We start from the raw sequence: 25,458 nt of genomic DNA on the forward strand, positions 1-25,458 counted from the left end.
GTGATAAATTTAATCACTTCCCTTGATGTTTTTTAATATGTTCGATTTTTCAGATTATTTCGATTAATTCTGTTCCAGAGAACGTTTCTTGGTGATTGTAACCTTCTCATCATAGCAGGCAAATATCTCATCCACCCTGTCTTTCTTAAGTTTTGGTGTAAGTACACTCACTACCGGCACTACGATCAGTCCTGCTACCATCGCAATTGCTCCTGCATTAATCGGAGATGCAATAAAGTGGAAGAAGAGGTTCAAAACCGTAATTCCGACACCTGCCGTAAAACTTGCCCAGACCGCGGCTCTTGTCACACCTTTCCAGTACAATCCATACATGAACGGTGCAAGGAATGCTCCGGCCAGTGCACCCCAGGAAATTCCCATAAGCTGTGCAATGAATGTAGGTGGATCCATTGCAATCACTACTGATAATACAATGAAGAATACTACCATCACCTGCATGGTTCGTACCTGTTTCTTCTCACTCATATCTTTCATCACATTGTCTTTTAAGAAATCCAAAGTCAATGTCGAGCTGGATGTCAATACCAGCGAAGCCAGGGTTGACATGGAAGCCGATAATACCAGCACTACTACGATACCGATCAGGATATCCGGAAGTGTTGATAACATATGTGGAATGATTCCGTCGAAGATCATATTGCCCGCCTCATCATGTAATTCCGGTGCATCAAACAATCTTCCGAATCCTCCTAGGAAGTAACATCCTCCGGAGATCACGATCGCAAACAACGTAGAGATCACAGTTCCTGTATTAATTGATTTTTCATCTTTAATCGCATAGAACTTACCAACCATCTGTGGAAGTCCCCATGTTCCAAGAGAAGTTAAGATAACAACCCCCAGAAGATTTAACGGATCCGGCCCAAAGAATGAAGTAAACGCGCCCGGCTGTCCCATTGTCACCGGCACATCACTTGGAATCTCTGCCATTGTCTTAATTGCCTGAATAAATCCGCCCTGACCATTTAATACCGCCAGGATAACTGCCACGATACCACCCAGCATGATAATCCCCTGAATGAAGTCATTGATCGCCGTAGCCATGTATCCGCCAAGAATAACATAAATTCCCGTAAACACTGCCATTCCGATCACACAATATTTATAAGGAATATTAAATGCCATTCCGAATAACCTTGACAATCCGTTATATACAGAAGCCGTATACGGAACCAGGAATATAAATACGATTGCAGAAGCTGTAATCTTAAGCGCCTTGCTTTCGTATCTCTCACCAAAGAAATCCGGCATCGTCTTAGAATTCAAATGCTGTGTCATAACCTTGGTACGTCTTCCGAGTACAACCCATGCCAGCAAACTTCCGATAATCGCATTCCCAAGACCGATCCATGTAGATGCGAGACCATATTTCCATCCAAACTGTCCTGCATATCCTACGAATACAACTGCGGAGAAATATGACGTTCCATACGCAAATGCCGTAAGCCAGGGGCCTACCGATCTTCCTCCCAATACATAACCGTCTACACTTGTCGCATGCTTTCTTGCATAGATGCCGACCGATACCATAATCGCAAAAAATATCACCAGCATCAATAATTTCGTCGCCATAACTTTTCTCCTCTACTTTCCTCATTTCTTTTTACTTGTTTTCGCTAATTCACTTTAAAGCGTTGCGCTTTAAAGTGCTAAAGTTTACGGTGTTAGAATAACACAGATGATACGGTATGTCAATCTTATTTTGCAGAAATATAAAAGAAATATATAAAAGGCAAAAAAACAGCTGCGATTCCTTTTTTTGCGGAATGCACAGCTGCTCTTTAGCTTCTATTTCATCTTCTCCACTCTGTCCTGAATGGTCTTGTTAAAGTTCTCTACCTTTCTTTCATATGTAGAATTCATAAATTCAGACTTCAGCATGAAATCTGCTGTTGCAAGATTGTTAGCTGTAGGAATATCGTAAAGTACGGCAATACGGGATAATGCTCTTACATCCGGATCGTGCGGCTGTGCCTCTAACGGATCCCACAGGAAGATCATAAAGTCGATCTGTCCTTCTACAATCTTCGCTCCGACCTGCTGATCTCCTCCGAGCGGGCCGCTGTTATATCCCTTTACCGGAAGCCCGGTCTTCTCTGCGATCAGACGTGCGGTTGTACCTGTACCGCATAAGAAATGACCTTTTAAGATTTCCTTATTCTTGTCGCACCATTCAATCAGTTCTTTTTTCTTACCATCATGGGCAACGAGTGCGATATGCTTTGCTTTTCCAATTTCAAATGTTACAAAATTATCGTTTAACATCTGTTGAATTCTCCTTCCGTTTTAACTCTCTTCGTTATCTTTATATATCAAACTTATATTTATAATAAAATGTATTTTATTATCTGTCAACTTTAAACTGGAAATTAAATTGTATTTTAGTTACAACAATTTGCCCATCACTTTCAGAACGTCTCAACGATTTCCTGCATCTGATCAAACTGTTCTTCCATCTCTTTTACAAGCCTGAACTGTGTTCTTGCCCGAACAAGATTGTGTTCCGGATAAGTTGTTTTGAAATATACATCGCCCTGGAGGAAGTCAGCAAGAAAACGCATACCGCATTCCAGCGTCATAAGTCTCGCTCCCCACGGAAGACTGGCGTTCTCCGCCGGTGTCAGTACATCCTTCGCCATCTCCAGATACCCTTTCACGTAGATGCGGTAAAGCTCTATATCAAAGTGCACCTTGTTCAGATCCTTCTCATCTTCTTCCGCTGTCGATGCCCCGAACCGGATGGAATCACCAAAGTCATTTGCCGCAAGTCCCGGCATGATCGTGTCCAAATCGATGATGCACAGTCCCTCTCCTGTATTCCTATCAAACAAAATGTTATTCAGCTTGGTATCGTTGTGCGTCACACGGAGCGGAAGTATTCCTTCCTCAAGCTGCTTCATAAGGACACCGCAGTCATCCTCGCGTGCCAGTACAAACTCTATTTCTTCACGGCAAAGTCTTGCCCTGTTCTTCACATCTTTCCGCAGTGCGTCTTTGAAATCATGGAAACGCTTCACCGTATCGTGGAACTTCGGAATCGTCTCATAGAGACTCTCGGCCGGATAATCCCCCAGCTGCTTCAGAAAATGGCCAAAGCTGAGTGCCGACTGATAGAACTGTTCCGGTCTCTCCACCATCTGATAGCACACAGAATCCGGTACATAATGCAGGCAGCGCCATGGCTGTCCATCCGCATCTTCAAAATAGCTCTCTCCTGATTTTGTCTTAATATAAGACAATGCCTCTCTGTCTAGATCTCCACCTGCCTCACGGATCATACTGCGCAGATACTCCGTAACGCCGAATATATTCGCCATTACCTGATCCGGGTTCTTGAATACATTAATATTGATGCGCTGCAAAACATAGAGCGGCGTATCCTTTCCATCTGCGCCCGGCATATAGACTGCATAAGTCTCATTGATGTGTCCTTCTCCGAATGGCTTCACATAACTGCACTGCTGCCCGAAACCAAATGCGTACACGGCATCTTCCAGACTCCGGCTGTCCACGCCCTCGATCTTCCTTCTGGTTGAGAAGATCACTTCTCCTGCCTCCACTTTACATCCGCTCTCGATCGTACAGTCTGACTTTACAACACTCCCCAGTCCGACATGCGCTCCGGCACATACTACTGAATTGTGATCTACGATTGCCCCGCTGTTCACCAGCACCGCACGTCCGATCCGGGTATTGGTATTTACCACTGCTCTCTGCATCACAAAACAGCCCGGCTCCAGCACCGCACTCGGACTTACGACTGCAGACGGATGCACGATTGCCGGTACCTCATACCCTTTTTCCAGCAATTTATCCGTCCAGTACAGACGCATCTTGTTATTTCCAAAAGCTGCTACTGCCACCGGATACTCCTTATGCCTGATCTCATAATCACAGCACATTCCGATGACCGCTTCATCCTTCACCGCATCATCCAAAAATACAACCTTTTCATACCCCAGTGCCTGCGCAGTCTCCGCTACCATCCGGCCGAATCCGCCTGCACCGAGAATCAGCAAACTTTTCATTACGTATTTCCCCCAATTGTTTTTTTATTGATCAGTTATACTATATCATATCATAGAAGTGGACCCGGAGATAGTTATTTTCACAAAAAGCTTCGGAGAATCACAGGTAGCAGGATTCTCCGAAGCTTCTTTGTATTTATATTTATATTGGAAAGGGGTTCCCTTTTAGGGACATATTTTAAAGATAGTTCAATCTTTCAAGGGTATTCAATACCATATGGCGTCCGGCATCCGTTCCGTCAATGATACGTCTCGCACGTACAGAAGCCCTGTGCCGCCACGTGCACGCAGCTCATAATATTTGATATGTTCGTCGCTCAGTTTCCCATCATGTCCGGCGAAATCACTTCCCATAGGCATCATTACAACACGGTTTTTGAGTGTCATACCTCTGATCGTAAGAGGGCTGAATACGTGTGGAAAATTGTTTTTCATAGTTTACTAACCTCCATAAAAATATAATTGTATTTGTTTGCATTTCTCTATAATTTGATTATTTTGTTAAATAAAAGACAAATTAGTATTTTTATGAAAGTTGATAGATTTTGTCTATGAATTTTAATCATAAAAAATGGCCGCTGCGCCAGCAGATTATTCACTATCGGTACAGCGGCCATTTTTCTTAACTTTTTTATTTTTTCTGATTTTTTTCAGGTATTAATTTCCCGGCGATCAAACACAGGATGATCGTGATCACCATATCCGGCAATGTATTTCCTACCGGCATATCTACATTCATAAGAATTCTGTACACAACGAATCCAATCACCCAGATGATCATGTTCGGCATATGCACTGCCTGGCTGCTTTTATCTTGTTTTAACAGGAAAAAGTCAGCAATCTGAATAGCGATCATCGGTGCAAATACAGAACCGATCAGATACAGGAAATCTGTTATATTATCCATCGGATATACAATTGCAGCGGCCGTTCCAATCACTGTCACAACGATAGCAACATGCTTTCCGTTCCATCTGCTTACAACCGTCTCACTGGAGATTCCAGCAGAGTATGCATCCAGGAAAGTGGTTGTAACTGTTGAAAATACAATGATCAGAAGTCCCAGGATGCCAAGACCTGCCTTTAACATGATCTGTGCAATGTCATATTCTCCGGTAATGATAGCAGCTCCCATTCCGATCACATACATCCAGCAGCTTACAATTCCATATGTAACCGCACTGACTGCAGTTGCTTTCACAGGTTCCTTCGCCTCTCTTGTGTAATCACTGATCAGTGGCAGCCACGATAATGGCATCGCAACCGCAAGCTCTACTGCTGCTCCAAATGTCATACTGTCGTCAGACGGTGTTCCCGCCCCGCTTCCTGTAAATATCACCTTACACAGAATCAGTGTCAGGATAAATAATGCTGCCATCGCAACGGTATTGATCTTGCCCAGATTCGTAATTCCGATCACAATCCACAGAATGATCAATGCTCCGATCACCAGGCACCATATCCATCTGCCGGTATGCATCACACCGTCTGCTGCCAGTGCCCCGTCATAGATCATGATCGCAGTCCAGCCGACAAGCTGCAATACATCCAATCCGATATTCCAGTTATTAATATACTCTCTATCCAGTCTCACAACCTCTTCAAAATCTGTTATATCACTTCTACCGCTCACCTGCCACATTCCGGTAATACCAGGTTTGATCGCAAGTCGTGCTCTGTGATGTAATTCATACAGATTTGTCTCAGAAATCAACGGTGGTCTGGTTCCTACAATGGACATATCTCCTCCTTATGTCAACTCAGAAACAACTTTTCCGTACAAAAAAAGAACCTTTGATTTCTCAAAGGCCCTTATCTACCAACATTCTTATTTAATCTATTACTTACTGAAAGCCTGAAACCTCTCTCAATAAGTTAATTACAACAAAATATGTATTATTATCACATATTTCTTCGATTAAAATACCATATTTTGTTCTTTCTAGTACTCTAAACTGATTTCCTATTTTCATTACCAAATCATCGGAAAACATTTTCCTTGAAACAGTATTAACTCATATTATCCAGCAATACTTTCTAACACCGCAGTTGCCGCTCGGAATAGCTCAATTTGTCCATCTAATCCCTCCAATAGCTTCATGCCGTGCATTAAATTGTTGCGAATACGGTGCAATACTAACAAACAGCCACGAGTTAATTCACCTTCTGATTGTGTTATAAACTGACGCATCACATCCATGTCTTCTTCTTTGGAGGCTCTGGCATTATCAGGATGTAAAGAATCTCTGACGTATTCTGCTTCAAGCTGACCAAACCAATTTCTACGCTCGTTGAGCACTTCAGCAAGATGAGCCTGCTTCTCCTCATCAATATGGATTCTTGTAGCTATTTGCTTGATTTTCCTTGGATTACAATTGTTATGACACCAAGAACATTCAAACCAATTCCATAAAATTGTAAATTTTCCAATTTCGAAAACCGTTTCTTCTTGCAAACTATATCCTTTAATCAGCATTTGTCCACCTCTTTAAACATAAATAACTTATCCCTACTTTACACCTTACATAAGCAAAAATTCATCTTCATCTGACGTTTCAATGGTATATGTATGTCGGGTTTGTGTCATCAACATATTATCATTATTTATAATTTTTTCAGATAAGCAAAACTCATCTGGATCAGATATTTCAATCGTATTTGTTTCATATGTTGTAGAATCACATAAATGAAATTCATCTGGATCAGATTCTTCTACCGCATGCTGAATATAAATAGAAGCCTCCTTTAAATGCATATACTGTTGTTAACCGTAAATGATTTTTTGTTCTTTTACCTGTTATCAAGCCTCGTGAAATAATAATAGGCAAAACTATATACATGAGAATAAAGCTAATATCCATATATAATATTCCTCTAAAATCTTATTTTTCTATACTTCATTAAATACTATCTACAAAGTATATTATTTTGCAATTCTTAAATTCAAAAATTTATTCTTTGCTTTTTGAATTTCATCAAATTTTTCGTTCCATTTAACACGTATATTAGATTTTTTTAATACTTCATCTAACGAATAATCATCAAAATATTTCAATGGTTCTGCTGCATAATATTCCTTACAATACCAGTTGTAAAGTGTGCTTATTTTCTCTTCGCATTCTGCACTTTCTAATTCAAACGGTGTTTCTTTTAATATTTTTTTTAAACCTTCTGACAGAAAAAATATATCCGGTGGATAATCATCATATACGTACTCTCCTTCATATTCTACCCGCACAGGTTTAGGGTTAATATTATTCTTTTTAAGTTTATACTCAAAATATGAAAATAAACTATCCGCATTAACAGATGCATCATTATATCTGCAAACTTCCTTATATGCATCTAAAAGTTTATTTAAGCATGACATTTCATTTTTCTTCATATATCTACTAGTATAATCTTTGGATATTTCACATAAATTTTCATAATTTTTCTGAGAATATTCCTCATCAAATAGTCTTATTATCGGATGAATAATATTCATTTTCAAATTATTTCTATTTCCTTTATGATAATATGCCGCTGAAATAACTAATGAAATAATTCCTGATACTATTACCGTTATAATCGTAAAACAATTAGAATACCACTCATTATCAAACCACTGTTGAAAAGTCATTTCACATCTCCATCTCATCTTTTAATATAATCTGTCAAGCATATTTATGATTATATATTACCACACAAGAAATATTTCAACAACGATTCTTCTATAAATCTTCACTCTTCAAGCCAAAAACAACCATTTTCTGTTCTTCCAGGTACTTCCCCTTAAAAGAGTATGTCTTTTCCGGATTCAATCCCCAGTCAGTCAATGTTTCGTATACAAACTGCTTGCTATGTATTTTGAAGCTCTTATGTAATTCTAAGAAACCTTCCGGTACACGGATAGACATATTATCTTTGCCATCACAGGCTACTACTGCCAGTGATTTTTCTTTCATGTTTCTGAGCAGGCATATATGAGAGGGATCTCCTAATGCTGCGATTACACCAACCCCGATGTTAATGGAATCCCATTTGCCCTGTAATGCCAAGGTTGGTACTGGTATTTTCTTCGTTATTTCCATTATCATCGACTCCTTCTTCTATATTTACATTGCTTTGTGGTTGATTTTCTATACGATAATCAGGCACAGTTGCTCCCATAGGTGCTTCTGTACCTTCTGTATTCTTTCCTATTGAATTTTCATGTTCCTTGTTGTAGTTTCCGAAATCTTCAAAAAGGTTTAACTGACGGTATTGTTCATATTCTGTATATGACCGACCAATACGGTTTTTATAGGCATCCGGATAATATTTAACCTGACGTTTTTTTGTTTCTCCTGTAACTGGATCAACATATTCTTCTTTCTTTGGTGCAAACATGATTGCTTCTTCCATTTCAAAGACAATAATCAGTCCACGATCAGAAGCAGCTACTCGACCAAGTACTTTATATCTGCACTCACGGTTCCAGCCCATTAAATGATATAGATTTTCTACAAAATCTACGGATGTAATATTCTTATTCACCCATTTGCCCTGTTTGTTGACTCTGGCCCATTCTACAGATGCACTTTCTTCCTCTGCACAAGGTACAACAGCCAGCCTCTTTTTTTCCGTATTTACGACTGTGAGAACATGTTTTACTCCCTCAAATAACCGGATTGCTGCCATATTAAAGGTCAACTGTCCATATTTAATACTTACTGCCGGTTTCTTCAACATGGAAAACTGTGTTCTTGGTGGCAGTTCATATCCTTCAAAGCTCTCATATTGTAGTTCCTCGTTTTTTTCCATACGGGAACGTACAAGTTCTTGTATCAGTTCAAACTCTCTTGCTGTAAAACTTTGTCCTTCCTGATTATTTGGTCTGTTATCTGTGGTTTCTCCCATATTCTCACCCCTTACATGGTCATCAGAAGTTCTTCTAATTCATTCACGATTTCCTGTCTGGACGGTATATGTCCTATGACGGGATTTTCTACTACAACTCCTGTTTCTTCTATATCTTCTTCTGTTATGGCATTAATCATGCTGTCCCTCTGTTCCCGGATAAAATAATTAATGCCTATCCTTCGTTTCATCCATTCTTCCGGATAAGCACATACAATATTATTGTTTTCTGGCTTATTTTCCTGCTCCGTATCTGTTTTGTACTTTACAAATCCAAAAGGCTGATTACTTTCTTTTTCTACATCGGGATGATTTTTGTACTTTTTACCAACAATAATCTGTGGTTCATCCAATGAAAACACAAGTATTTTTGACATTCCTCTTTCTTTTGTAATACCACGAAATTTAAAGCTAAATTCTTTTTTCCAATGTAAACTCTCATAAATCGCTGTAGAAAATGCACTGGACGATACAAAGGACACAAGCTTTCCATCTTCTTTTTCCCATTCAATACAGTTTGGGTTATCTGGTGTTGTCTGCCGGATAATAATTGTCTGGATAATTGGATGATACAATATCTCCACCCATCTGCAATAATTCAGTTTTTCATGGCAAGCCTTACTGAATTTTATCCTTCTTCTACCTACAGTTAATGCAGGAAGGCTCTTATTTAGAAAATAAATTCCGTGTGGAACCTGATACCCGGATAATGCCATGGAAACAACTTTTCCCTGTTCCTCACCTGACCATATTCGGATCTTATGATTCAGTTCTTCTAATTCTTCCTCTTCATATACCTCCTGGCAAATCTCCAGTAAAGCACTGCCATCTATTCCTCCCCAGCCTGGACAGATAGAAACAAAACCTTTTAAATTTCCTTTGTGGATCACCGAAAAATCCGGAACACCCTCTGTCATTTTTCTGGAACTTTTCTTTACCATCTGTGCAGCCAGGGCGATTTCCCTTGATACGATTGGTTCATGATGATCTTCTTCATAAGCGGATACTCTGTCATGTTCGTTTTTCTTTGATTTATGCTCAACATAATCAATAACTATGGTTTTTCTGGCTTCCAGATCTCCCCACCGACGTTCGTTTGACATAACATTCATGACCATAGAAGCATTCCAGTCGGTTCTTCCTCTGAGTGTAGGACGTTCCCGTTCTGTCAGGATCTCTGCTATTTCATCACAATCATAGCCACCTATGTATGCAAGAAAAATAAAACGGACTGTTTTCGCTTCTTCCGGCTGAATGATCAGTTCTCCTTCTTTCGTGTGGCGGTATCCTAACAGATCAAGCACTGGATATTGTCCTGTACATATCCTCTGGTCATAAGAAAGTATCATTCTCCTGCTTTTATTTGCTGATTCCCAGTCAGCAAGCATCGCATGGATAGAGAGATTCTGTTTACAATCCGGATCAAGAGTATATATATTTTCTGTCTCAAAGTATACTCCTACTGGATGGGATGGATTCATACTTTTTAGCTGACGTACTAATGTCATACAATCAGACATATTTCTTGCAAACCTTGATACACTGGCACAGAGAATCAGATCAATTTTCTTCTGAGCCGCATCTTCGATCATTCTTTTAAATTCTGTTCGATGTTGAGTAGATGTGCCTGACTTTCCCTCATCACTATATATCTCATGCAAAGTCCAGTTTGGTGTATCTCCAACTTTTTTCGTATAATATTTTGTTTGATTTTCTATAGAAGAAACCTGATTTGTACTTTTGGTACTTACACGGGCATATACTCCAACTTGTTTATGTCCTGTATCGGATATGGTTGGCTTTGGTTTTGCTTCCCGGATCACACCATTTCCAGAACGTGTTTTTCTAACACGGTTTCGGATTTTCTCTCTCTGTTCTTCAATTTCATTATGTCTTTTTTCCCAGTCACCTATATCTGAAGAATCTGTAGAAGAAATAACGTTTCCTTCGGTATCTATGATTTCACAATCCTCGATTTTCTCTGTATCTACTTCCTCGGATTCCTCTACTCCATAAATATCTTCAACAGCCAACTTCTCTTTCAACCTCCTGCTTACAGTTCCTGTATTCCCTGCAGTATCTTTTCCTTCCATTTTTTATACTTTGCTTCATCCAGTTTCACATAATCATCTGCCATTTTTTCTAATGCTTCTTTCTGCTGCTCTGGATTCATGATCGTATTAATATGATATTTCTCATCTTCAGTTACCAGTTCTATAAGCCCTGGCATTTCTGAAAGAAATTTGAGCAGATAGCAAAATTCTTCACTATTTGCCGCCAAATATGCTTTCGTCTGGGCAGCAATGCAATCAACTTCTCCATTCCGGCAGGCTTTTAGCAGATGGAGCATCTGTGGTCTTTTATATATTAACTTTTGTCCGGTAATATCTACATATACGCCTTGTAATATCCATCCCGGAATCTTATCGCATTTTTCTTTATAATATCTCTTATGATAGCTAAGAGCTGCTTCCTTATTTTTTTCCCATAGCTTTGCTAATTTTACATAACCAGCTACTCTATAATTAAAACTCATTCCTCATCAACTTCTTCCTCTGGTTCAGGCATATGCCAATACCATGTTCCCTGTTTTCTGTATGCTTCTATGCCTATTTCTTTTTGCACAGTTCTTATTGTTCTTTCCTTAATGCCAATCCTATCCATTCGCCGTATAATCTCTGCACTTGGTACATCTTCTACCGATAACATAATCCTCAGATACTCGGATGCTTTTTCTTTCTTGGTTGCTTTCTTTGAACATACAACTGCTTCTGCTCTTTTATCAATATTACATTTTCCTATCCATTGAAATCCTTTATCTGGATTCATAACAAATCCGACGGCATTGCTCTCTGGTGCGAGATTGGATTTTACCTGATACATATAACGTATCTCTGGATCCTTTTCATCTCTTGAGATCATAAGAACACTTCTGCAGATTGCTGCTATATCTATGCTTCCTAATCCCCGGTACAGTCTTTTTCCTCCAGAAGATTTTGTCATATGTCCGATCATCACCACCGCACATTTATGTTTTTCTGCAACTTTCCCAAGTTTACGCATAATGGAACGGACATGGCTTGCATTCTGCATATCCGCATTAGAAGGCATGAACGCCTGAAGTGGATCTAACACAAGAAGCTTTGCTTGAAAACTCCGAATCGTTTTTTCCAGACGGTCATCTATAAATGTCAATCCCATGTCTGCATCATCTATAAATGCAACCCTGTCACAATCTGCTCCTGCTTCTTCTAGCCGGGGTTTTATCGTATCCCCCACATTATCTTCTGCACCTTGATATATGACATTTCCGATTTGTTCCAGCTTTTTTCCATCTGGAAGAAGCCCTCCTCTGGTGAGAGCTGATGCAATATTTATCATAAAAGTAGATTTTCCATCACCCGGATCACCTTGTAATAAGGTAAGTTTTCCATATGGAATATACGGATACCATAACCATTCCACTTCTTGCTTCTCTACAGTAGAATATATCTTATAGTCCTCTTTATTTTCCATCATGCACCTACCTTATCATCCTCTTCTCACATATCTTCTAATTTCTTATTTTTCTCACTCATGCTTTCCACTAGATCAGCTATCATTGTGTATTCTGCCCTTGTAAGCCCTGATACATCCAACGTTCTATTTGACACCTGAAATCCCAAAAGATAATCTGTACTCACATGATATAAAACAGCTAATCTGATCAGAATATCATACGATGGCTGTCTGCTATCATTTTCATAGGCACTGATCTGCCTTTTATTTACACCTATTATATCTGCAACCTGTCCCTGTTTCAGTTTTCTCTCCTGACGTAGCTGCTTCAATCTGTATCCTAAAGAATCTATCATGTGCGTCGCACCTTCCTATGCGCCATGACTTACTGCACGTAACACAAATTTCTTTTCCTTTATATTATCATTTATAGGTCGGCATTTGGCAGATTCCATTCGCCTTTTCGCAGACCTTTCCCGCTTCATCCGCATGTCCTCGACTAGAAACAGTCCCCTGTTTTGCAGCCTTGCAACCTTGCAGCCTTGGAATATATTTTCGTCCAAAACATTGATAAAATGGTACTTTTCAGAGATTTTTATTTTCCTTTTCACTAAAATTCATCTCCTTTTCTTTGCAGCCTTACCTTGAATTTTGCAGCCTTACTCATGATTTTGCAGTCTTACAAAATCACGACTTTTTTCACTTCGTTGCATTATGGTGACTATGTTCACCATATTATTTCATAATTTCAAATTTTATAATGTAGGCAACCTATTCCTCAATTCCTAGAAAGGTAATTTTGTATATGATTGACTACACACCTCTATGGAATACCATGAAAGAAAAAGATATTTCCCAATATGACCTTCTAAATCATGGTATTGATAAACGTACCCTGCAACGCTTACGAACAGATCAGAATATTACAGCTCTGACTATTGAAAAACTCTGCCAGATACTTCACTGTACACCAAATGATATTATACGATTTATTTCAGAAGAAGAAAAATAATACCGCTGAAACACGAAAGATTCTTCCTGTTCAGCGGTATTTTTTATACACCCATCTCAAACATTTCCAGCCCGTCCAGCATCATGTCTACATCCATATCAAGTCCGCTTTCTGATTCCTCCACACCACAATCTTCCCTTGATTCACATACCGTTTTTTCATCCATTCTCTTCATTGAGCTTTCTATCTGTAAGAGAAAATCTTTATCGTGCAGTAATTCTTCTTTTACCTTTTCTATATCAATTCCTGACATACTTTTATCCGGAAATAGAGCTTTTCCTTCCTTATTATATATCCATGCATGAATGAGTTCCGTGATCAAAGCTGTTTTACATCTCTTTTGTGTTTTTAAGAACTCACCAGCTTGCCTTTGCTTCTCATTTTCTTCATCAAATAATAAAACAATTCGTATCTTTCCCATCTCTTCATCCTTTATCCTCTACGAATACGGGCAACTGCCAATTTCTCATAACCGATTGCGTTCGCCTTCACATCATCAATAAACTCAATATATTTAAATTCCGGTGACTGTTCAATCTGCTTTTTTAATAATAAACTTCCTCCTCCAAGAAAAATAGCAGGATTTGTTCTGAAATCTGTCACATGTGCATGAAGTTTATTAATAATCATATGTACCCAATCATCTGCCATACGATAAATCTCCTTAAGAATCTCCTCTTCTAAAATAGTCTCCTCCCCCATTAAGACCTGTTCTACATCTGAGGAATCCAAATGAATCCCATAATTCTGCTGAATCCTGTTAGAAATCTCAGATCGAAGTACCGCCATACCGGAACGTTCACTTACTCTCACCGATAAATCTGGTTTTCCATTTCGGATCACTAAAAGATCTACCGTTCCATCGCCTATATCAATGCAGTTTACTGTCCGGTACTTCTTTAACAGACTCGCCTTAAAACACATGACTGCTGCAAAATTCTGCGGACTTACAAATACATCTTTCAGATAAAAACTAACCGGTTTGTCATTCATTCTAAAATTGATGCCATGACGGGAATGATCAATAAAATACTGTTTAAATCCTACTGCCTGCTGCCCAAAATCTGCCGGCGGCAAACCCACTCCAAGAACAACGTCTTTTCCTGTAAGGTTAATATTTTTCTTTCGTGCCTCCTGCACAAGTGTGAACAAAGTCAGAATAAAATAGTCATCATCCACCGTTTTATCTGCTTTAAACGGCATTTTTGTTTCCGATAAAGTATAATAAGCACCTTCATATTCCAGAATATCTTCATTCATAAATCGTCCTGGCTGTGCAGTATACCTTACAATTCCACATGGGAACGAAGATGTTTCTCCCTTCATATTTCCATTACCATGATCAATTCCAAAAATTATTTCCGCCATCTGCTCTTCCTCCTGTACTTATACTTAACTGTATCTTAACTTGCTGTTTCATGTACACATTTGTGACAGTTAGTTGCGTTTATATGACACCTACTGACACTTTTATATCACTTTTGTATGTGTTATTATTTTTATATTTCACTTATGTGTATGTACATACTATATATCACACTTTTGTGTATGTCAATATTATTTTTATCTTTTTTTGTACCACCATCTGAAAAAAGTATGTTATACTGCTGATGGAGGTATTAAGAATGACCACAGGAGAAAAAATACGTTATTTCAGAACTTCTCATGAACTTACTCAGGAACAACTTGCTTCTCAATCCGGATTAAGCATAAGTGCACTTCAAAAATATGAATCCGATGAAAGGAAACCAAAGCCTGAGCAATTATTGAAGATTTCTGATGCATTAGGAATTAGCATTAATATATTTATGGATTTCGACATCCGTACTGTTTCTGATCTGTTTTCACTTTTATTCAGAATGGAAGAACAGGCAAACCTAAGATTTTATAAAGATACAACAACTGATACTGTCGGTATTTATTTTGAAAATGAATACATCACTGAAAAGATTTCTTCTTATGCAGAAATGCTAAGAGAAATTGACAGCATGAACCCTTCTCATCAGGAGCTTATGCACACAAAGATTCAAAATGAATTATTAAACGATAATACATCTATACAAGAAGTTTCTGTAATCACTTCCTCTTCTCATAAAGACGCTGTCTCTTCTCTCGCTGTAGAAGAAAAACTTCTTGATATTATTTCTGACTGCACTCCTGCAGAACGGGAACAAATTTTAGATGCACTTACTTTCTTTAAAAACTGGATGAGAACAGCAAAAGAAAAATGATATAGAAAAAGCCCAGAGTTTGAATTCTCTGAGCTTTCTCTTGTCTATAGAAGTTTCGTCCACAGATTTTCTTTTCTTATCTTCTATCTGGATATACCATAGTATTCCAAACAGCAATCATAATAGTGGATTATTCATGGATTTCTAATGGAAGATTATCTGGATCATGGAAAAATGTCATTTTCTTTCCGGTATAATCGTCTAAACGTACCGGTTCTGTTGTTATTCCTTTTGCGTTAAGCTCCTTAACCGTATCGTCAACACTTTTTACCTTAAATGCCAGATGTCTCAAACCAAGTGCCTCCGGATAATTCACACGGGCCGGAGCATCCTTTATAATAAATAGCTCAATCTCCTGCTCTCCACAAGCTAAATCTATTTTATAATCATCCCGTTCCTTTCGATAATTTTCCCGGATTATTTCAAACCCCAGTAAATCAACATAAAAATGTTTTGATTTCTCATAATCGCTTCCTATGATTGCAATATGATGAATTGTGTCAAACATTGATTTATCCTCCGTCGTTTTTCCTATAAGTTTATCACAGTAAGATTTTTATGAAAACACATTAATTCTCTGTTTTTTTCAATTTTTCATACAGTCTAAAAACAAATTCCATGTCCAATACTTTTTTACCTTCTCTTTCACTATTTCCTATGTAAACATGCTCTGCCTGATCTATCAACTCCTGTATCACTCTTTTATCTTGCTGAGCAGCTTCTCCATCACTAAGCAACCAGATACATCCCGTCTGCATTTTAATCACAGCATCCATACTTGATAATGTTTCAATTTTTATATTACACCCCGAAAGCTGTGCAAATTGAATTACTCGTTTTGTGATATTCTTAAACCAGCAATACTTTTCTGTATTCACGATTCTATATGTCTGTTTTTCTTCTCTCTCAGCATTCTGGATGATGTTTTGCAACTCCATATCGCTCTTTTTTTGTTCTAATGTCCTCTCTTCTTCACTCAGTTTTGCATCGTGTTTTTCCATTGCTGCCTTCATCTGAGCAAGCCATTTTTCCTGCTCATCATAATAAAAGTGTTCTATTTTCACCTATGTAATCCCCTTTACATATTTTAAATTCATACCTATTATATGGTGTATATATTCACCATGCAAATATATAAAATAACTTTAATATAAAATTTATATCCTTACTCTGCATCTTTTTCAAAAATATCATACATACTTTTGCGAGTATTGTCATTGAATAATTTATATCGTATAAAATCAAGAGAGCTTGTCACTTTATTTGTAGAAGTATAAAATTGTACGCTGGGAGCATCATCAAAACTCAAATCAATTTCAATAGTAAGCATATTGTAATCTAAATCAAAATATTGTCTATATCCTTTATGGTTTTTGTCTGGAAAATTTTCCACAAAATTTACATTATACTCTGGTTTAAAATAGTTTATCATTGCTGCTTCTACTATGTTAATAATTTGCTCTTCTTTTGGCAAATCACTACAAACCTTTTTTAAATGTTCCATACTCTCGTCTTCACTTTTTGTAAATTTCTTAGATATACCATCAAATGACATTGCTAATCTAGCTTCCATCTCTAACAACAATATATAAATATGCTTATCTGGATGTTCCTCTTTATACTCTGTCAAAATTTTTTGCAATGTTGAATGAGCTTCAAGTCTATCTAAAGCTGTTCTCCTTCCCTTCTTTCCATATGATTGACCTATATATAGAATTTCATATTCTTCTCTTGATACTATACTTTTAGCAGAAAACATATATAAGTTTTGTGCTTTAATTTCTACTATTCTTTTCACTTTCGGATTTTTTCTTAAAAACTCCTCATCTTTTATAACCAAAATCATCTTAGTCCCCGGATAGGAAACTCTTATCTCAATCTTTCGATGATCAGCTCCTTCTATAAATTCAAGAAATGGTAACTCATAATCAACTTCTTTATCCTCAATAATAGTAAAAAGAGTTACTTTTATTCCGTCATTTCTTTTCTGTATATCCTTTTTTCTAATGAAAAATTGATTATATGATAGTATTCCATAAATATGATAACGATGCGGATCTATTTTTTTTAATATACTGAAATCTTCGACCGGAATAATTGTTTTATAGGAAGTAAATACATTTAATCCTGCTTCAAATGAATATTTTCTCTCCATAATGCTCTCCTTCTGTATTATTTATTATTATTTTACCATACATACCTATATAGATAAATACAAAACAAACCGCAGACGACATCTGCGGTTCACTTATTTTTATTTAGTTTTTGCCCTTTATGCTCTTTATCATATAATTAATAGGATACCCAATCACATATCCCACTGCCCGAACTAACAACCAGATTGCAATAAAACTGCCGAATAAACTTCCAACAATCACACATAACGTCATCATTCCAAATATTCCTGATAAATCCCAATGCCATGGAACCATGAAAAACATATGGGGGATTCCTACCGGAACACCATATACCAGCATCAGCCGGAACCAGTCAATTTCTCCATCTACCAGATACAGATACTTTCCAAGCCATCCGATCAATGCCAGCACAGCTATCATCAATACCCCTTTATACATAAAATCTTTAAATGTCATGCACCCTTCGCCCCTTCCATATATTCTGAGATCACCTTTTGTAAAACATCATCAAATCTTAAAATTACTTCGATCCGTTTTTTATCATACACATACACGGTATCAATCATTGTATCTATAATCTCTTTCGTCAGCTTTCCTCTTTCTATCTGTACCTCCAACTGTTGGACTGCTGTTCTTATCCGGCTTCTGTATCGTTCTTCTTCAATGATCACACTGGCAAGTGCTTTTTGTTCGGATTGTATCTTTTCGATTGTTTCTGTCAGCTGTTTCTTCACTGTTATATATTTTTCTCTGCTAAGTACGCCTTCTGCATAAGCTTCATACTGATGGATACGTTCATTTTTTAATTTTTCCAGTTCCGACTCCAACACTCTTTGTTGTCTTTTCCCTGTAAAACTATTATCCGTATATTTTTCTTCGGATTCTCTTTGCACTGAATCCAATATCCTTAGTATCCTTTTTAAAGAATACCAGATATGTCCCTCTATCACAGATACCGGATACGCATCTTCAGAACAATGAGAATATCTTCCTGCCTGAGCTTTATGGGGACAATATATTTTTGGATGAATACCGCCATCTGTATAAGCTAATGACCTGTGGCAGTTTCCACACCGCACTTTTCCTTTCAGAAGGAAGTCTTTCGCACCACGATATTCTGGCTTTGTCATAAACATAATAGATGCACTTGCCACTTCATACTCTTCTTCCGTAATGATTGCCGGATTGATATTCTTCCGGATAACGACATCTCGTTCTGCTGTCTTTCTTGTTACTTTACTCCCAACCGCTACGGTATGCCGCCTTCCCATAACTAAAGCACCTGTGTACTCAAATCTTCCAAGAATTGTACGGATCATTCCGGTATCCCAAACAACTTCCTTATCTGGCATTTTATAATTCCCCTGCCGCAGCAATCCGTTCATCTGATTATATTTTCCAGGTGTTGGCACCTTCTGCTCGTTCATGTAATAGCAGATCTGAGAAGTATTGCAGCCTTCCATCGCTTTATCAAATATCATACGGACATATTTACCTGCTACCGGATCTATTTTCCAGCATCCATGCTCTTCATCTTTTAAATAACCAAATGGAGGTTTCGAGCCTGTCCATTTTCCATTCTTCCATTTCACTTTTAAGGCACTCTTTAACTTTTTGGATATATCCTTACTGTAAAGATTGTTGACAAGATTATTGATTGCCATATCTAATCCCATCGTTTTTCCTATGTACTCTTTACTGTCATAATTATTGTTTAATGAAATAAAGCGGATTCCCAGGAGTGGGAACACTTGCTCCAGATAATCTCCAACTCCAATATAATCTCTCCCAAATCGTGAAAAGTCTTTTACAATGACGGTATCTATTTTTCCTGCCTTCGCATCTTCTATCATTTTCTTAAATGCCGGACGGTCAAAATTTGTTCCGGAATACCCATCATCCACATATTCTATGTATTCATCACTCATGTCCTCTCTGTCAGTGATAAAACTGACAAGAAGCGATCTCTGGTTGTCAATGCTGTTGCTTTCATCTTTATTCTCTTTCCCTAAATCTCCATCTGCTATAGAGAGTCTTAAATACAATCCATTAGCCAATCTGAACACCTTCCATTTCTTCTGCTATCTGCTGGAATTCATCCTTACATTTGAAGCACACATGGATACTCCCATTTGCATATACTTCTATATATTCCACCAGTTCCTGTACAAGTGCCTCATTATATTCTCTTTTATCCAGATATTTTTCCATATGATTTACCATATCCATATATCGGTTTGCTTTCTTTTCCAAGATTCTTTGATTCTGTTCTTGTACCTGAAGCTCTTCCCGGAGATTTTGGAGTTCCCCTATATAGCGTTCCTTCATCATATCAAAATCATCTTTATCCACAATACCTGCTACATAATCTTCATATAGTCTTGTATTGCGTTCTTCCGTCTGTGTGATCTTACGCTCCAATGTCCTTACTTTTGCCGCTGCTTTATAAAAAATATTGTTTTCTTTTGTTGCACTTTTCATTTTCTGCAAAAGCAATTTCCTGTCACACATACTCTTGATCAAAATCTGGATCTGATCCATCACCAGGATCTTGAGTAAGTTTTCTTCTATCAAATTTCTGGAACACTGTTTATTCCCACAATAGTAATCGCTTCCCATTTTTTCATTGGTTGTATAATTATGGGTATATCGTCTGAAATACATAACGTTCCCACACTCTCCACAGCGAACCATTCCCAGAAAACTATCCTGATATTTTTCTCTGTCCTTCGTATATCTGGACTGGCGTTTCTTCGTTACCTTATGAATCTCTTCTCTGCTTTCCTGCAATTCTTCATAATCATCCCTCGCAACCAGCGGAGTATGCATATCTTTCTGCACATCCCACTCTTCTGGTTCGGTATGGTACTGTTTCACTCCTTTGTACAAAGACTGTTTCAGTTTTCCTGTGACAATATCTCCTGTATAGGTTGGATTTTCTAATATTTTTCTGACAGTTCCTCCATTCCACTTTGTCTCCTCAAGTGGCACTCTTGCTATCTTTCTTTTTTCTTTCTGTCCAGGTGTCGCAACTCCCAACAGGTTCAGCCTGTCAGCAATTTCTCTTTTATTGACTCCCAACAATGTCCATTGGAATATCATACGCACAACCGAGGCAACCGTTTCATCTACGACCTGTCTTGTTTTATCCTCAGAACGGACATAACCAAATGCAACCTTAGATAACGTAATATTTCCGTTCCGCTTTTGTGCTTCCTTTGCCGCCAGGATTTTTTTAGACATATCCTTTGCATACATGGCATTTACCATGTTTTTGATGGGAACACTTATATTTTCCCTGTCCTCCTTTCTGGAGCTATCATAATCATCCGTAATCGCAATAAAGCGTACATTTAACTTTGGCAATATAGTCTCCAGGTAATATCCTGTTTCCAGATAGTCTCTGCCGAATCTGGACAAATCTTTTACAACGATACATTGCACCTTGCCAGAACGAACATCTTCCATCAACCTCATAAATCCGGGACGTTCAAAATTTGTGCCTGTAAATCCATTATCAATGTATACCTCTTCCAATCTCAGATCCGGATGCTCTTCTATAAATCTTTCTACAAGCATCTGCTGCACAACTAATGTTTCATCCGTTTCATTTCCTCCGTTTTCAACAGACAGGCGAATATACGCAGCCGTATCCAGTAAGTTCTCTTTTTTGACAACCGTTTGTATATTAGATTCTACGTTTCTGTTTTTTCTGCTCTTTCTTGCCATCCCTATTCCTCCATCCATTCTGCAGGAAAGTATTTTTTCCATTCCTGTTTGGATAAACATACCTGCACTTCTTTAAAATCTCTTATCAATACTTTCTCAATCCATTTATTGATATGCTCTGGCTGTAGTTCTTTCGGAAGATTCTCTTTCTTAAAAGTCCCTAACCATTCATTTTTATTGCTATATGTCTTTTCTATAACGGATACCGCTTCCATAAGTTCACTGAAATCTCCATCATACATACGAAGCTGATCCCGTATTTCTTCTTTTCCCGCCAAATATTCTTCTTCATTAATTTTTCCTGTCTGGTAGTTCTGATATAATGGAATACGCTCTTTTTCCACTTGCTCCATCTCTTCAAAGATCGCCCACGCTCTTTGTGAATACTGCTTCAACCATTTATATTTTTCTGATTCTGCTTCTCTGGCTAACAATTTCTTTTTTATCTGTTCCGCCAGTTCCATTTCTCTTTGTATGGCTTTTCTTACTTCAGCAATCACGGTTTCAAAAGAAATGTAGGTACTTTTATCTCTTGGAAGCTGATTCGTCCCACTTGCGAAAAGAAAAACCGTTTCCCCCGTTTTAAAATTTCTCTGTGATATTTTTCTTCCTGTCTCAGCATCAAATATCTTTTTTACAAATAATCCCCTTTTACCTGTTCTTACTTTCCTTGGCTTTTTTCTCTTATCGAGAATCTCCTGCACTTTTTCAAATATGCCTTCTTCCAAAATTGGAGCGATGGGAAGTGTACAGATTTTTTTGTTGATGGTCTTTTGCCAGTAGCCAGCATACGCTGTGCATCTAAGGATTCTCCTTACGGAACAGAATAACCATTTATTGTCATATGCCGGCCATACCTTATGACCGACCCGTGCATTATGCACCATCGGAGATTCTATTTCACTGTCATTTAATATTTTCACGATATTTGTAAGCAGCATACCATCCAATACCATCTGAAAGATTTCCCGCACAACAACTGCCGCTTCTTCATCAATAAGCAATTCCCTGCGGTCATCAGAAAGAATGTAGCCATACTTTTCATCATGCACGGTATAAAGTCCCTCCAGCTGTTCTCTGATTGCATACTCTCTCATGCCTTTTAACTGTACTGCTTCATACCTTGCTTTCTTTATATATTCATATAATTCTTCTTTCGTTTTTCCAATGCTGATAAATTCATCCTGTACAACTGCAAAATGTATTCCTGCCGGGACAAATGTTTTTACTAAGACATCATCTGCACAGGATATTGTCCTGCTGCATCTGTCAATGCTGTCTACAACTACCATATCAAATTTGCGGTCGATCCCATCTTTTGTCAGTTCTTCAAAAGCTGTGTTCTCTTCTGTATCTTTTTTTCTGTCGCAATACTTTGCCGATAATGTCCATCCCTGTTTTTTCAAGTATTCCTGTATATGCTGATCCTGCTGTTTTATAATATCTGCCGGGATCTTTCCGTCCTCTTTACAAGAAGTCGTTCTGGTATAACTTACGCACCGCATACAAACTCTCCTTTCCGTTCCTGCCGCTCACGTATAATCTGCACTGCTTCTATCATTTCCTGCATCTCGTCACTATACCTGAACCGAATCTCAATCTGTTCCTTGCTGTATACAATGATCTGCTCTATCAATGTAACAACCGCTTTCCGGTCAAGGCTTTGGATATTTTCATATTTTTTGAAATCCTCTATCCATGGATGCATCCGTTTTTCTTCCGCAGATAACTTTTCTTTCTTCTCTTCCGTTTCCTGTTTTGCCTTTTCTGCTTTCTGCATCTTCTCTGTAAATCTCTGATTATATTCATGGTACTCTTCTCTGCTGACAATACCATCTACCATATCCTGATACAGTCTCGCCTTTAAGTCTTTATATCTTTCCACTTCCTCATAAAGTGCCATTAACTGCTGTTCTAAAGACCGGCTCTCCACTTTCTTGTAAGTATCCATTCCATTTTTCTTGATGATCTTTTCTGCTTCGGTCAATAATGCGATCTGTTTTTTTACAGAATCCAGAACTACATCATAAATCATTTTTTCACTGATCAGATGGGAACTGCATCCTTCTTTGTTCTTATAAGTGGAGCAATGATAATAACAGTATTTTTTCCCCTTTTTCGTTGTGCTTCTCTTGACCATGTTCTCACCACAGTCCCCACAACGTACAAATCCAGAAAACAAATAAACTGATTTTCTTTTCGGAGCGATCCGGGTATCTATTTTCAACAGACTTTGCACATATTGAAAACTTTCTTCTGGAATGATTGCTTCATGTGTATTTTCTACTCGTATCCAGTTTTCTCTTGCGATAGGCGAACTCTTCTTCACCTTATAATTAATCTTTCGGTTTTTGCCCTGAACCATTGTGCCTATGTAAAGTTCATTCTGCAAAATACGGTTGATAGAAGTGACTGCCCATTTGGGATCAGAACCGGAACGGAATCCGCTGTTATAATTCATCCCCCGGCTTCTCTTATATTCCAATGGCGGCAAAACTCCCATTTCATTTAACCGGGCTGCTATTCTTTGTGAACTGTACCCATCTATTTTTAGATTGAAAATAAGCCGTACAATATCTGCCGCATATTCATCAACAATAAGATGGTTCTTATCTTCTGGATCTTTTAAGTATCCATAGGCTGCAAAGCTGCCAATAAACTGCCCGTTTTTCCTTTTTACATCTAACTGACTTCGGATTTTAATTGAGATGTCCCTGCAATAAGCATCATTGATAAGATTCTTAAACGGAACAATGATCTGATCTGCATCATCCGATCCTGCAGCACTGTCATAATGGTCTGTGATTGCGATGAACCGTACACCCATAAATGGAAAGATCTTTTCCAGATACCTTCCTGTTTCAATGTAGTTTCTTCCCAATCTGGATAAATCTTTTACGATGATACAGTTGATCTTCTTCCTTTTCACATCCTCAAGCATTCTTTGAAATGCTGGACGGTCAAAGTTCGTTCCACTGTATCCATCGTCGATATATTCCTCGACCAGCTGAATCTCTTTGTGCTGTTTTACAAAATCGTTAATGAGACTTCTTTGATTGCGGATGCTGTCACTCTCCAGTTTGTCTCCATCCTCTCTGGATAACCGGAGATAATCCGCTGCTAAAATAGACTTTTGATTGAAATACATAAAGCCATCAACCTCCTACTTTACTCGCTCTGTGGCGGTGTAAACCAAGAAATTCACGGCTCCTTGAATGCTTTTAAATTTTGACCCACATCCATATTAACATAACTTCTGGATTACTACCATACCTTTTTCTTTCTTTTTTCGATTATTTTTTCTGGACGATTTTTCTTTTACATGGAGATACATCTGCTCAGGCTTTCTTCCAGAGAGCATTTTCCTGCAAAGCTGATCTTCACAACTATCCCATGTGATTTATAGCAATACGGATTTTTAATCTGCTTGATATAATCTGCAATCCTTTCTGCCTGCGGTAATTCTTCATGAATCTCCACATCATCCAGCTCTGCTAACGTACTTTTATCTACGGTACGGATGTCCACTGCTGCCATTTCCTGCAATTCTTCCAGTGTAGGCATTTCTATATTTTTCATCTGGCTACCTCCTGTGATCTCTCTTTTTCTACTAATCACAGCTGGCAGAGGGCAAAATGTCAGATGAATTTTCACTTTTTTTATTTTTTTACATTTTTACCTGTCTTTTTGATGTCTCCCACGCATGATTATGGGAAGGGATTCTCTCTTAGAGCAAGTTTCGCAATGTCAGACAAAAACCCCTCCGGGATTTTTTCTGCCTTGCAACTTGATGGGGATTTCGTTTCCCCATACCCTCGACCGCAATCAAAGATATGCGTATTGGTTCCCATTGCCATGGTCACAGCGTGATGAATCTTCATCACTTGCTTTCACAGCAAGCTGTAAAATTTTCTCTTTCC

At 38.1% G+C, this 25,458-nt stretch carries 26 protein-coding genes and 1 pseudogene; 2 read left to right on the top strand and 25 right to left on the bottom strand.

All coding sequences use genetic code 11. The features are described 5' to 3' along the window. Positions 1-63: 63 nt before the first annotated feature. The 14 genes and pseudogenes from OCV72_RS10965 to OCV72_RS11030 all read right to left on the bottom strand — a co-directional run bounded on the left by OCV72_RS10965 (position 64) and on the right by OCV72_RS11030 (position 12,784). The gene (locus OCV72_RS10965; RefSeq protein WP_055213986.1) at positions 64-1,593 is read right to left on the bottom strand and encodes a sodium:solute symporter family transporter; all 1,530 of its coding nucleotides are present in this window, start codon (positions 1,591-1,593) and stop codon (positions 64-66) included. A 216-nt stretch (positions 1,594-1,809) separates the two neighbouring features. After that, entirely contained in the window at positions 1,810-2,286 is a 477-nt protein-coding gene (locus tag OCV72_RS10970) for a methylglyoxal synthase (RefSeq protein ID WP_006427320.1), read from the bottom strand. Positions 2,287-2,429: 143 nt separating this feature from the next. Continuing rightward, positions 2,430-4,049: a PglD-related sugar-binding protein gene (locus OCV72_RS10975; protein WP_055283828.1), complete on the bottom strand. Its 1,620-nt coding sequence runs from the start codon at positions 4,047-4,049 to the stop codon at positions 2,430-2,432. A 207-nt stretch (positions 4,050-4,256) separates the two neighbouring features. Next, positions 4,257-4,484 (bottom strand): oxidoreductase, encoded by a 228-nt coding sequence (locus tag OCV72_RS10980; RefSeq protein ID WP_055283830.1) that lies wholly within the window; start codon positions 4,482-4,484, stop codon positions 4,257-4,259. 196 nt (positions 4,485-4,680) lie between these two features. Beyond that, positions 4,681-5,784 (bottom strand): annotated as a pseudogene (locus OCV72_RS10985) (sugar transferase); the annotation flags it as partial. A 285-nt stretch (positions 5,785-6,069) separates the two neighbouring features. After that, a complete protein-coding gene (locus OCV72_RS10990; RefSeq protein WP_055056631.1) occupies positions 6,070-6,525 on the bottom strand; it encodes a hypothetical protein in 456 nt (151 codons plus the stop codon). Positions 6,526-6,570: 45 nt separating this feature from the next. Next, positions 6,571-6,804, bottom strand: coding sequence for a hypothetical protein (locus OCV72_RS10995; protein ID WP_055056630.1), 234 nt, complete (start codon positions 6,802-6,804; stop codon positions 6,571-6,573). Between the two features lie 168 nt (positions 6,805-6,972). Continuing rightward, the gene (locus OCV72_RS11000; protein WP_055056629.1) at positions 6,973-7,671 is read right to left on the bottom strand and encodes a hypothetical protein; all 699 of its coding nucleotides are present in this window, start codon (positions 7,669-7,671) and stop codon (positions 6,973-6,975) included. A 91-nt stretch (positions 7,672-7,762) separates the two neighbouring features. Next, positions 7,763-8,122: a hypothetical protein gene (locus tag OCV72_RS11005; RefSeq protein ID WP_155515229.1), complete on the bottom strand. Its 360-nt coding sequence runs from the start codon at positions 8,120-8,122 to the stop codon at positions 7,763-7,765. Beyond that, positions 8,058-8,930: a hypothetical protein gene (locus OCV72_RS11010; RefSeq protein ID WP_055056627.1), complete on the bottom strand. Its 873-nt coding sequence runs from the start codon at positions 8,928-8,930 to the stop codon at positions 8,058-8,060. The genes OCV72_RS11005 and OCV72_RS11010 overlap by 65 nt, the downstream gene beginning before the upstream one ends. Before the next feature lie 11 nt (positions 8,931-8,941). After that, on the bottom strand, positions 8,942-11,023 hold the full coding sequence (locus OCV72_RS11015) for a recombinase family protein (RefSeq protein WP_055056626.1): 2,082 nt from the start codon (positions 11,021-11,023) through the stop codon (positions 8,942-8,944). Continuing rightward, complete coding sequence (locus OCV72_RS11020; RefSeq protein WP_055056625.1) at positions 10,984-11,466, bottom strand: serine integrase family protein; 483 nt, start codon at positions 11,464-11,466, stop codon at positions 10,984-10,986. The genes OCV72_RS11015 and OCV72_RS11020 overlap by 40 nt, the downstream gene beginning before the upstream one ends. Further along, entirely contained in the window at positions 11,463-12,449 is a 987-nt protein-coding gene (locus OCV72_RS11025; protein WP_055056624.1) for an AAA family ATPase, read from the bottom strand. The genes OCV72_RS11020 and OCV72_RS11025 overlap by 4 nt, the downstream gene beginning before the upstream one ends. Positions 12,450-12,472: 23 nt before the next feature. Next, positions 12,473-12,784 (bottom strand): helix-turn-helix domain-containing protein, encoded by a 312-nt coding sequence (locus tag OCV72_RS11030; RefSeq protein ID WP_055056623.1) that lies wholly within the window; start codon positions 12,782-12,784, stop codon positions 12,473-12,475. Between the two features lie 449 nt (positions 12,785-13,233). Here OCV72_RS11030 and OCV72_RS11035 point away from each other — a divergent pair, with 449 nt between their 5' ends. Beyond that, positions 13,234-13,440: a helix-turn-helix domain-containing protein gene (locus OCV72_RS11035; RefSeq protein WP_055056621.1), complete on the top strand. Its 207-nt coding sequence runs from the start codon at positions 13,234-13,236 to the stop codon at positions 13,438-13,440. A gap of 43 nt (positions 13,441-13,483) precedes the next feature. Here the strand turns inward: OCV72_RS11035 and OCV72_RS11040 are convergent, their stop codons facing one another. After that, complete coding sequence (locus OCV72_RS11040; RefSeq protein ID WP_055056620.1) at positions 13,484-13,861, bottom strand: hypothetical protein; 378 nt, start codon at positions 13,859-13,861, stop codon at positions 13,484-13,486. 11 nt (positions 13,862-13,872) lie between these two features. Continuing rightward, positions 13,873-14,808: a ParM/StbA family protein gene (locus tag OCV72_RS11045; RefSeq protein ID WP_055056619.1), complete on the bottom strand. Its 936-nt coding sequence runs from the start codon at positions 14,806-14,808 to the stop codon at positions 13,873-13,875. 257 nt (positions 14,809-15,065) lie between these two features. Between OCV72_RS11045 and OCV72_RS11050 the strand changes: the two genes are divergently transcribed. Next, complete coding sequence (locus OCV72_RS11050; RefSeq protein WP_055056618.1) at positions 15,066-15,671, top strand: helix-turn-helix domain-containing protein; 606 nt, start codon at positions 15,066-15,068, stop codon at positions 15,669-15,671. Positions 15,672-15,801: 130 nt separating this feature from the next. On the opposite strand, the gene gloA2 is transcribed toward OCV72_RS11050, so the two are convergent. From gloA2 to OCV72_RS11095, 9 genes are all read right to left on the bottom strand, one after another. Continuing rightward, positions 15,802-16,179 carry an SMU1112c/YaeR family gloxylase I-like metalloprotein gene (gloA2, locus tag OCV72_RS11055; protein WP_055056617.1) on the bottom strand — a complete coding sequence of 126 codons (378 nt, stop codon included), beginning with the start codon at positions 16,177-16,179 and terminating at the stop codon, positions 15,802-15,804. Between the two features lie 61 nt (positions 16,180-16,240). After that, positions 16,241-16,735 (bottom strand): hypothetical protein, encoded by a 495-nt coding sequence (locus tag OCV72_RS11060; RefSeq protein WP_055056616.1) that lies wholly within the window; start codon positions 16,733-16,735, stop codon positions 16,241-16,243. A gap of 101 nt (positions 16,736-16,836) precedes the next feature. Beyond that, positions 16,837-17,826, bottom strand: coding sequence for a hypothetical protein (locus tag OCV72_RS11065; RefSeq protein ID WP_055056615.1), 990 nt, complete (start codon positions 17,824-17,826; stop codon positions 16,837-16,839). Positions 17,827-17,929: 103 nt separating this feature from the next. After that, the gene (locus tag OCV72_RS11070) at positions 17,930-18,265 is read right to left on the bottom strand and encodes a DUF6050 family protein (RefSeq protein WP_055056614.1); all 336 of its coding nucleotides are present in this window, start codon (positions 18,263-18,265) and stop codon (positions 17,930-17,932) included. Further along, a complete protein-coding gene (locus OCV72_RS11075) occupies positions 18,262-19,866 on the bottom strand; it encodes a recombinase family protein (protein ID WP_055056613.1) in 1,605 nt (534 codons plus the stop codon). The genes OCV72_RS11070 and OCV72_RS11075 overlap by 4 nt, the downstream gene beginning before the upstream one ends. Beyond that, positions 19,859-21,538 (bottom strand): recombinase family protein, encoded by a 1,680-nt coding sequence (locus OCV72_RS11080; protein WP_055056612.1) that lies wholly within the window; start codon positions 21,536-21,538, stop codon positions 19,859-19,861. Before OCV72_RS11080 ends, OCV72_RS11075 begins: the two co-directional genes overlap by 8 nt. 2 nt (positions 21,539-21,540) lie before the next feature. Further along, complete coding sequence (locus OCV72_RS11085) at positions 21,541-23,043, bottom strand: recombinase family protein (RefSeq protein ID WP_055056611.1); 1,503 nt, start codon at positions 23,041-23,043, stop codon at positions 21,541-21,543. Beyond that, positions 23,031-24,686 (bottom strand): recombinase family protein, encoded by a 1,656-nt coding sequence (locus OCV72_RS11090; RefSeq protein WP_055056610.1) that lies wholly within the window; start codon positions 24,684-24,686, stop codon positions 23,031-23,033. Before OCV72_RS11090 ends, OCV72_RS11085 begins: the two co-directional genes overlap by 13 nt. A gap of 170 nt (positions 24,687-24,856) precedes the next feature. Next, entirely contained in the window at positions 24,857-25,117 is a 261-nt protein-coding gene (locus OCV72_RS11095) for a DUF6870 family protein (RefSeq protein WP_055056609.1), read from the bottom strand. Positions 25,118-25,458 lie beyond the last annotated feature (341 nt).

Source organism: Dorea amylophila (genome assembly GCF_025567265.1).
In the GTDB taxonomy this organism is placed as follows: domain Bacteria; phylum Bacillota; class Clostridia; order Lachnospirales; family Lachnospiraceae; genus Dorea_A; species Dorea_A amylophila.

Excerpts from the sequence above, each read along its gene's own strand:
- OCV72_RS10965 (WP_055213986.1), bottom strand. The coding sequence starts at position 1,593 with ATGGCGACGAAATTATTGATGCTGGTGATATTTTTTGCGATTATGGTA.
- OCV72_RS10970 (WP_006427320.1), bottom strand. The coding sequence starts at position 2,286 with ATGTTAAACGATAATTTTGTAACATTTGAAATTGGAAAAGCAAAGCAT.
- OCV72_RS10975 (WP_055283828.1), bottom strand. The coding sequence starts at position 4,049 with ATGAAAAGTTTGCTGATTCTCGGTGCAGGCGGATTCGGCCGGATGGTA.
- OCV72_RS10980 (WP_055283830.1), bottom strand. The coding sequence starts at position 4,484 with ATGAAAAACAATTTTCCACACGTATTCAGCCCTCTTACGATCAGAGGT.
- OCV72_RS10990 (WP_055056631.1), bottom strand. The coding sequence starts at position 6,525 with ATGCTGATTAAAGGATATAGTTTGCAAGAAGAAACGGTTTTCGAAATT.
- OCV72_RS10995 (WP_055056630.1), bottom strand. The coding sequence starts at position 6,804 with ATGCATTTAAAGGAGGCTTCTATTTATATTCAGCATGCGGTAGAAGAA.
- OCV72_RS11000 (WP_055056629.1), bottom strand. The coding sequence starts at position 7,671 with ATGACTTTTCAACAGTGGTTTGATAATGAGTGGTATTCTAATTGTTTT.
- OCV72_RS11005 (WP_155515229.1), bottom strand. The coding sequence starts at position 8,122 with ATGGAAATAACGAAGAAAATACCAGTACCAACCTTGGCATTACAGGGC.
- OCV72_RS11010 (WP_055056627.1), bottom strand. The coding sequence starts at position 8,930 with ATGGGAGAAACCACAGATAACAGACCAAATAATCAGGAAGGACAAAGT.
- OCV72_RS11015 (WP_055056626.1), bottom strand. The coding sequence starts at position 11,023 with ATGGAAGGAAAAGATACTGCAGGGAATACAGGAACTGTAAGCAGGAGG.
- OCV72_RS11020 (WP_055056625.1), bottom strand. The coding sequence starts at position 11,466 with ATGAGTTTTAATTATAGAGTAGCTGGTTATGTAAAATTAGCAAAGCTA.
- OCV72_RS11025 (WP_055056624.1), bottom strand. The coding sequence starts at position 12,449 with ATGATGGAAAATAAAGAGGACTATAAGATATATTCTACTGTAGAGAAG.
- OCV72_RS11030 (WP_055056623.1), bottom strand. The coding sequence starts at position 12,784 with ATGATAGATTCTTTAGGATACAGATTGAAGCAGCTACGTCAGGAGAGA.
- OCV72_RS11035 (WP_055056621.1), top strand. The coding sequence starts at position 13,234 with ATGATTGACTACACACCTCTATGGAATACCATGAAAGAAAAAGATATT.
- OCV72_RS11040 (WP_055056620.1), bottom strand. The coding sequence starts at position 13,861 with ATGGGAAAGATACGAATTGTTTTATTATTTGATGAAGAAAATGAGAAG.
- OCV72_RS11045 (WP_055056619.1), bottom strand. The coding sequence starts at position 14,808 with ATGGCGGAAATAATTTTTGGAATTGATCATGGTAATGGAAATATGAAG.
- OCV72_RS11050 (WP_055056618.1), top strand. The coding sequence starts at position 15,066 with ATGACCACAGGAGAAAAAATACGTTATTTCAGAACTTCTCATGAACTT.
- gloA2 (WP_055056617.1), bottom strand. The coding sequence starts at position 16,179 with ATGTTTGACACAATTCATCATATTGCAATCATAGGAAGCGATTATGAG.
- OCV72_RS11065 (WP_055056615.1), bottom strand. The coding sequence starts at position 17,826 with ATGGAGAGAAAATATTCATTTGAAGCAGGATTAAATGTATTTACTTCC.
- OCV72_RS11070 (WP_055056614.1), bottom strand. The coding sequence starts at position 18,265 with ATGACATTTAAAGATTTTATGTATAAAGGGGTATTGATGATAGCTGTG.
- OCV72_RS11080 (WP_055056612.1), bottom strand. The coding sequence starts at position 21,538 with ATGGCAAGAAAGAGCAGAAAAAACAGAAACGTAGAATCTAATATACAA.
- OCV72_RS11085 (WP_055056611.1), bottom strand. The coding sequence starts at position 23,043 with ATGCGGTGCGTAAGTTATACCAGAACGACTTCTTGTAAAGAGGACGGA.
- OCV72_RS11090 (WP_055056610.1), bottom strand. The coding sequence starts at position 24,686 with ATGTATTTCAATCAAAAGTCTATTTTAGCAGCGGATTATCTCCGGTTA.
- OCV72_RS11095 (WP_055056609.1), bottom strand. The coding sequence starts at position 25,117 with ATGAAAAATATAGAAATGCCTACACTGGAAGAATTGCAGGAAATGGCA.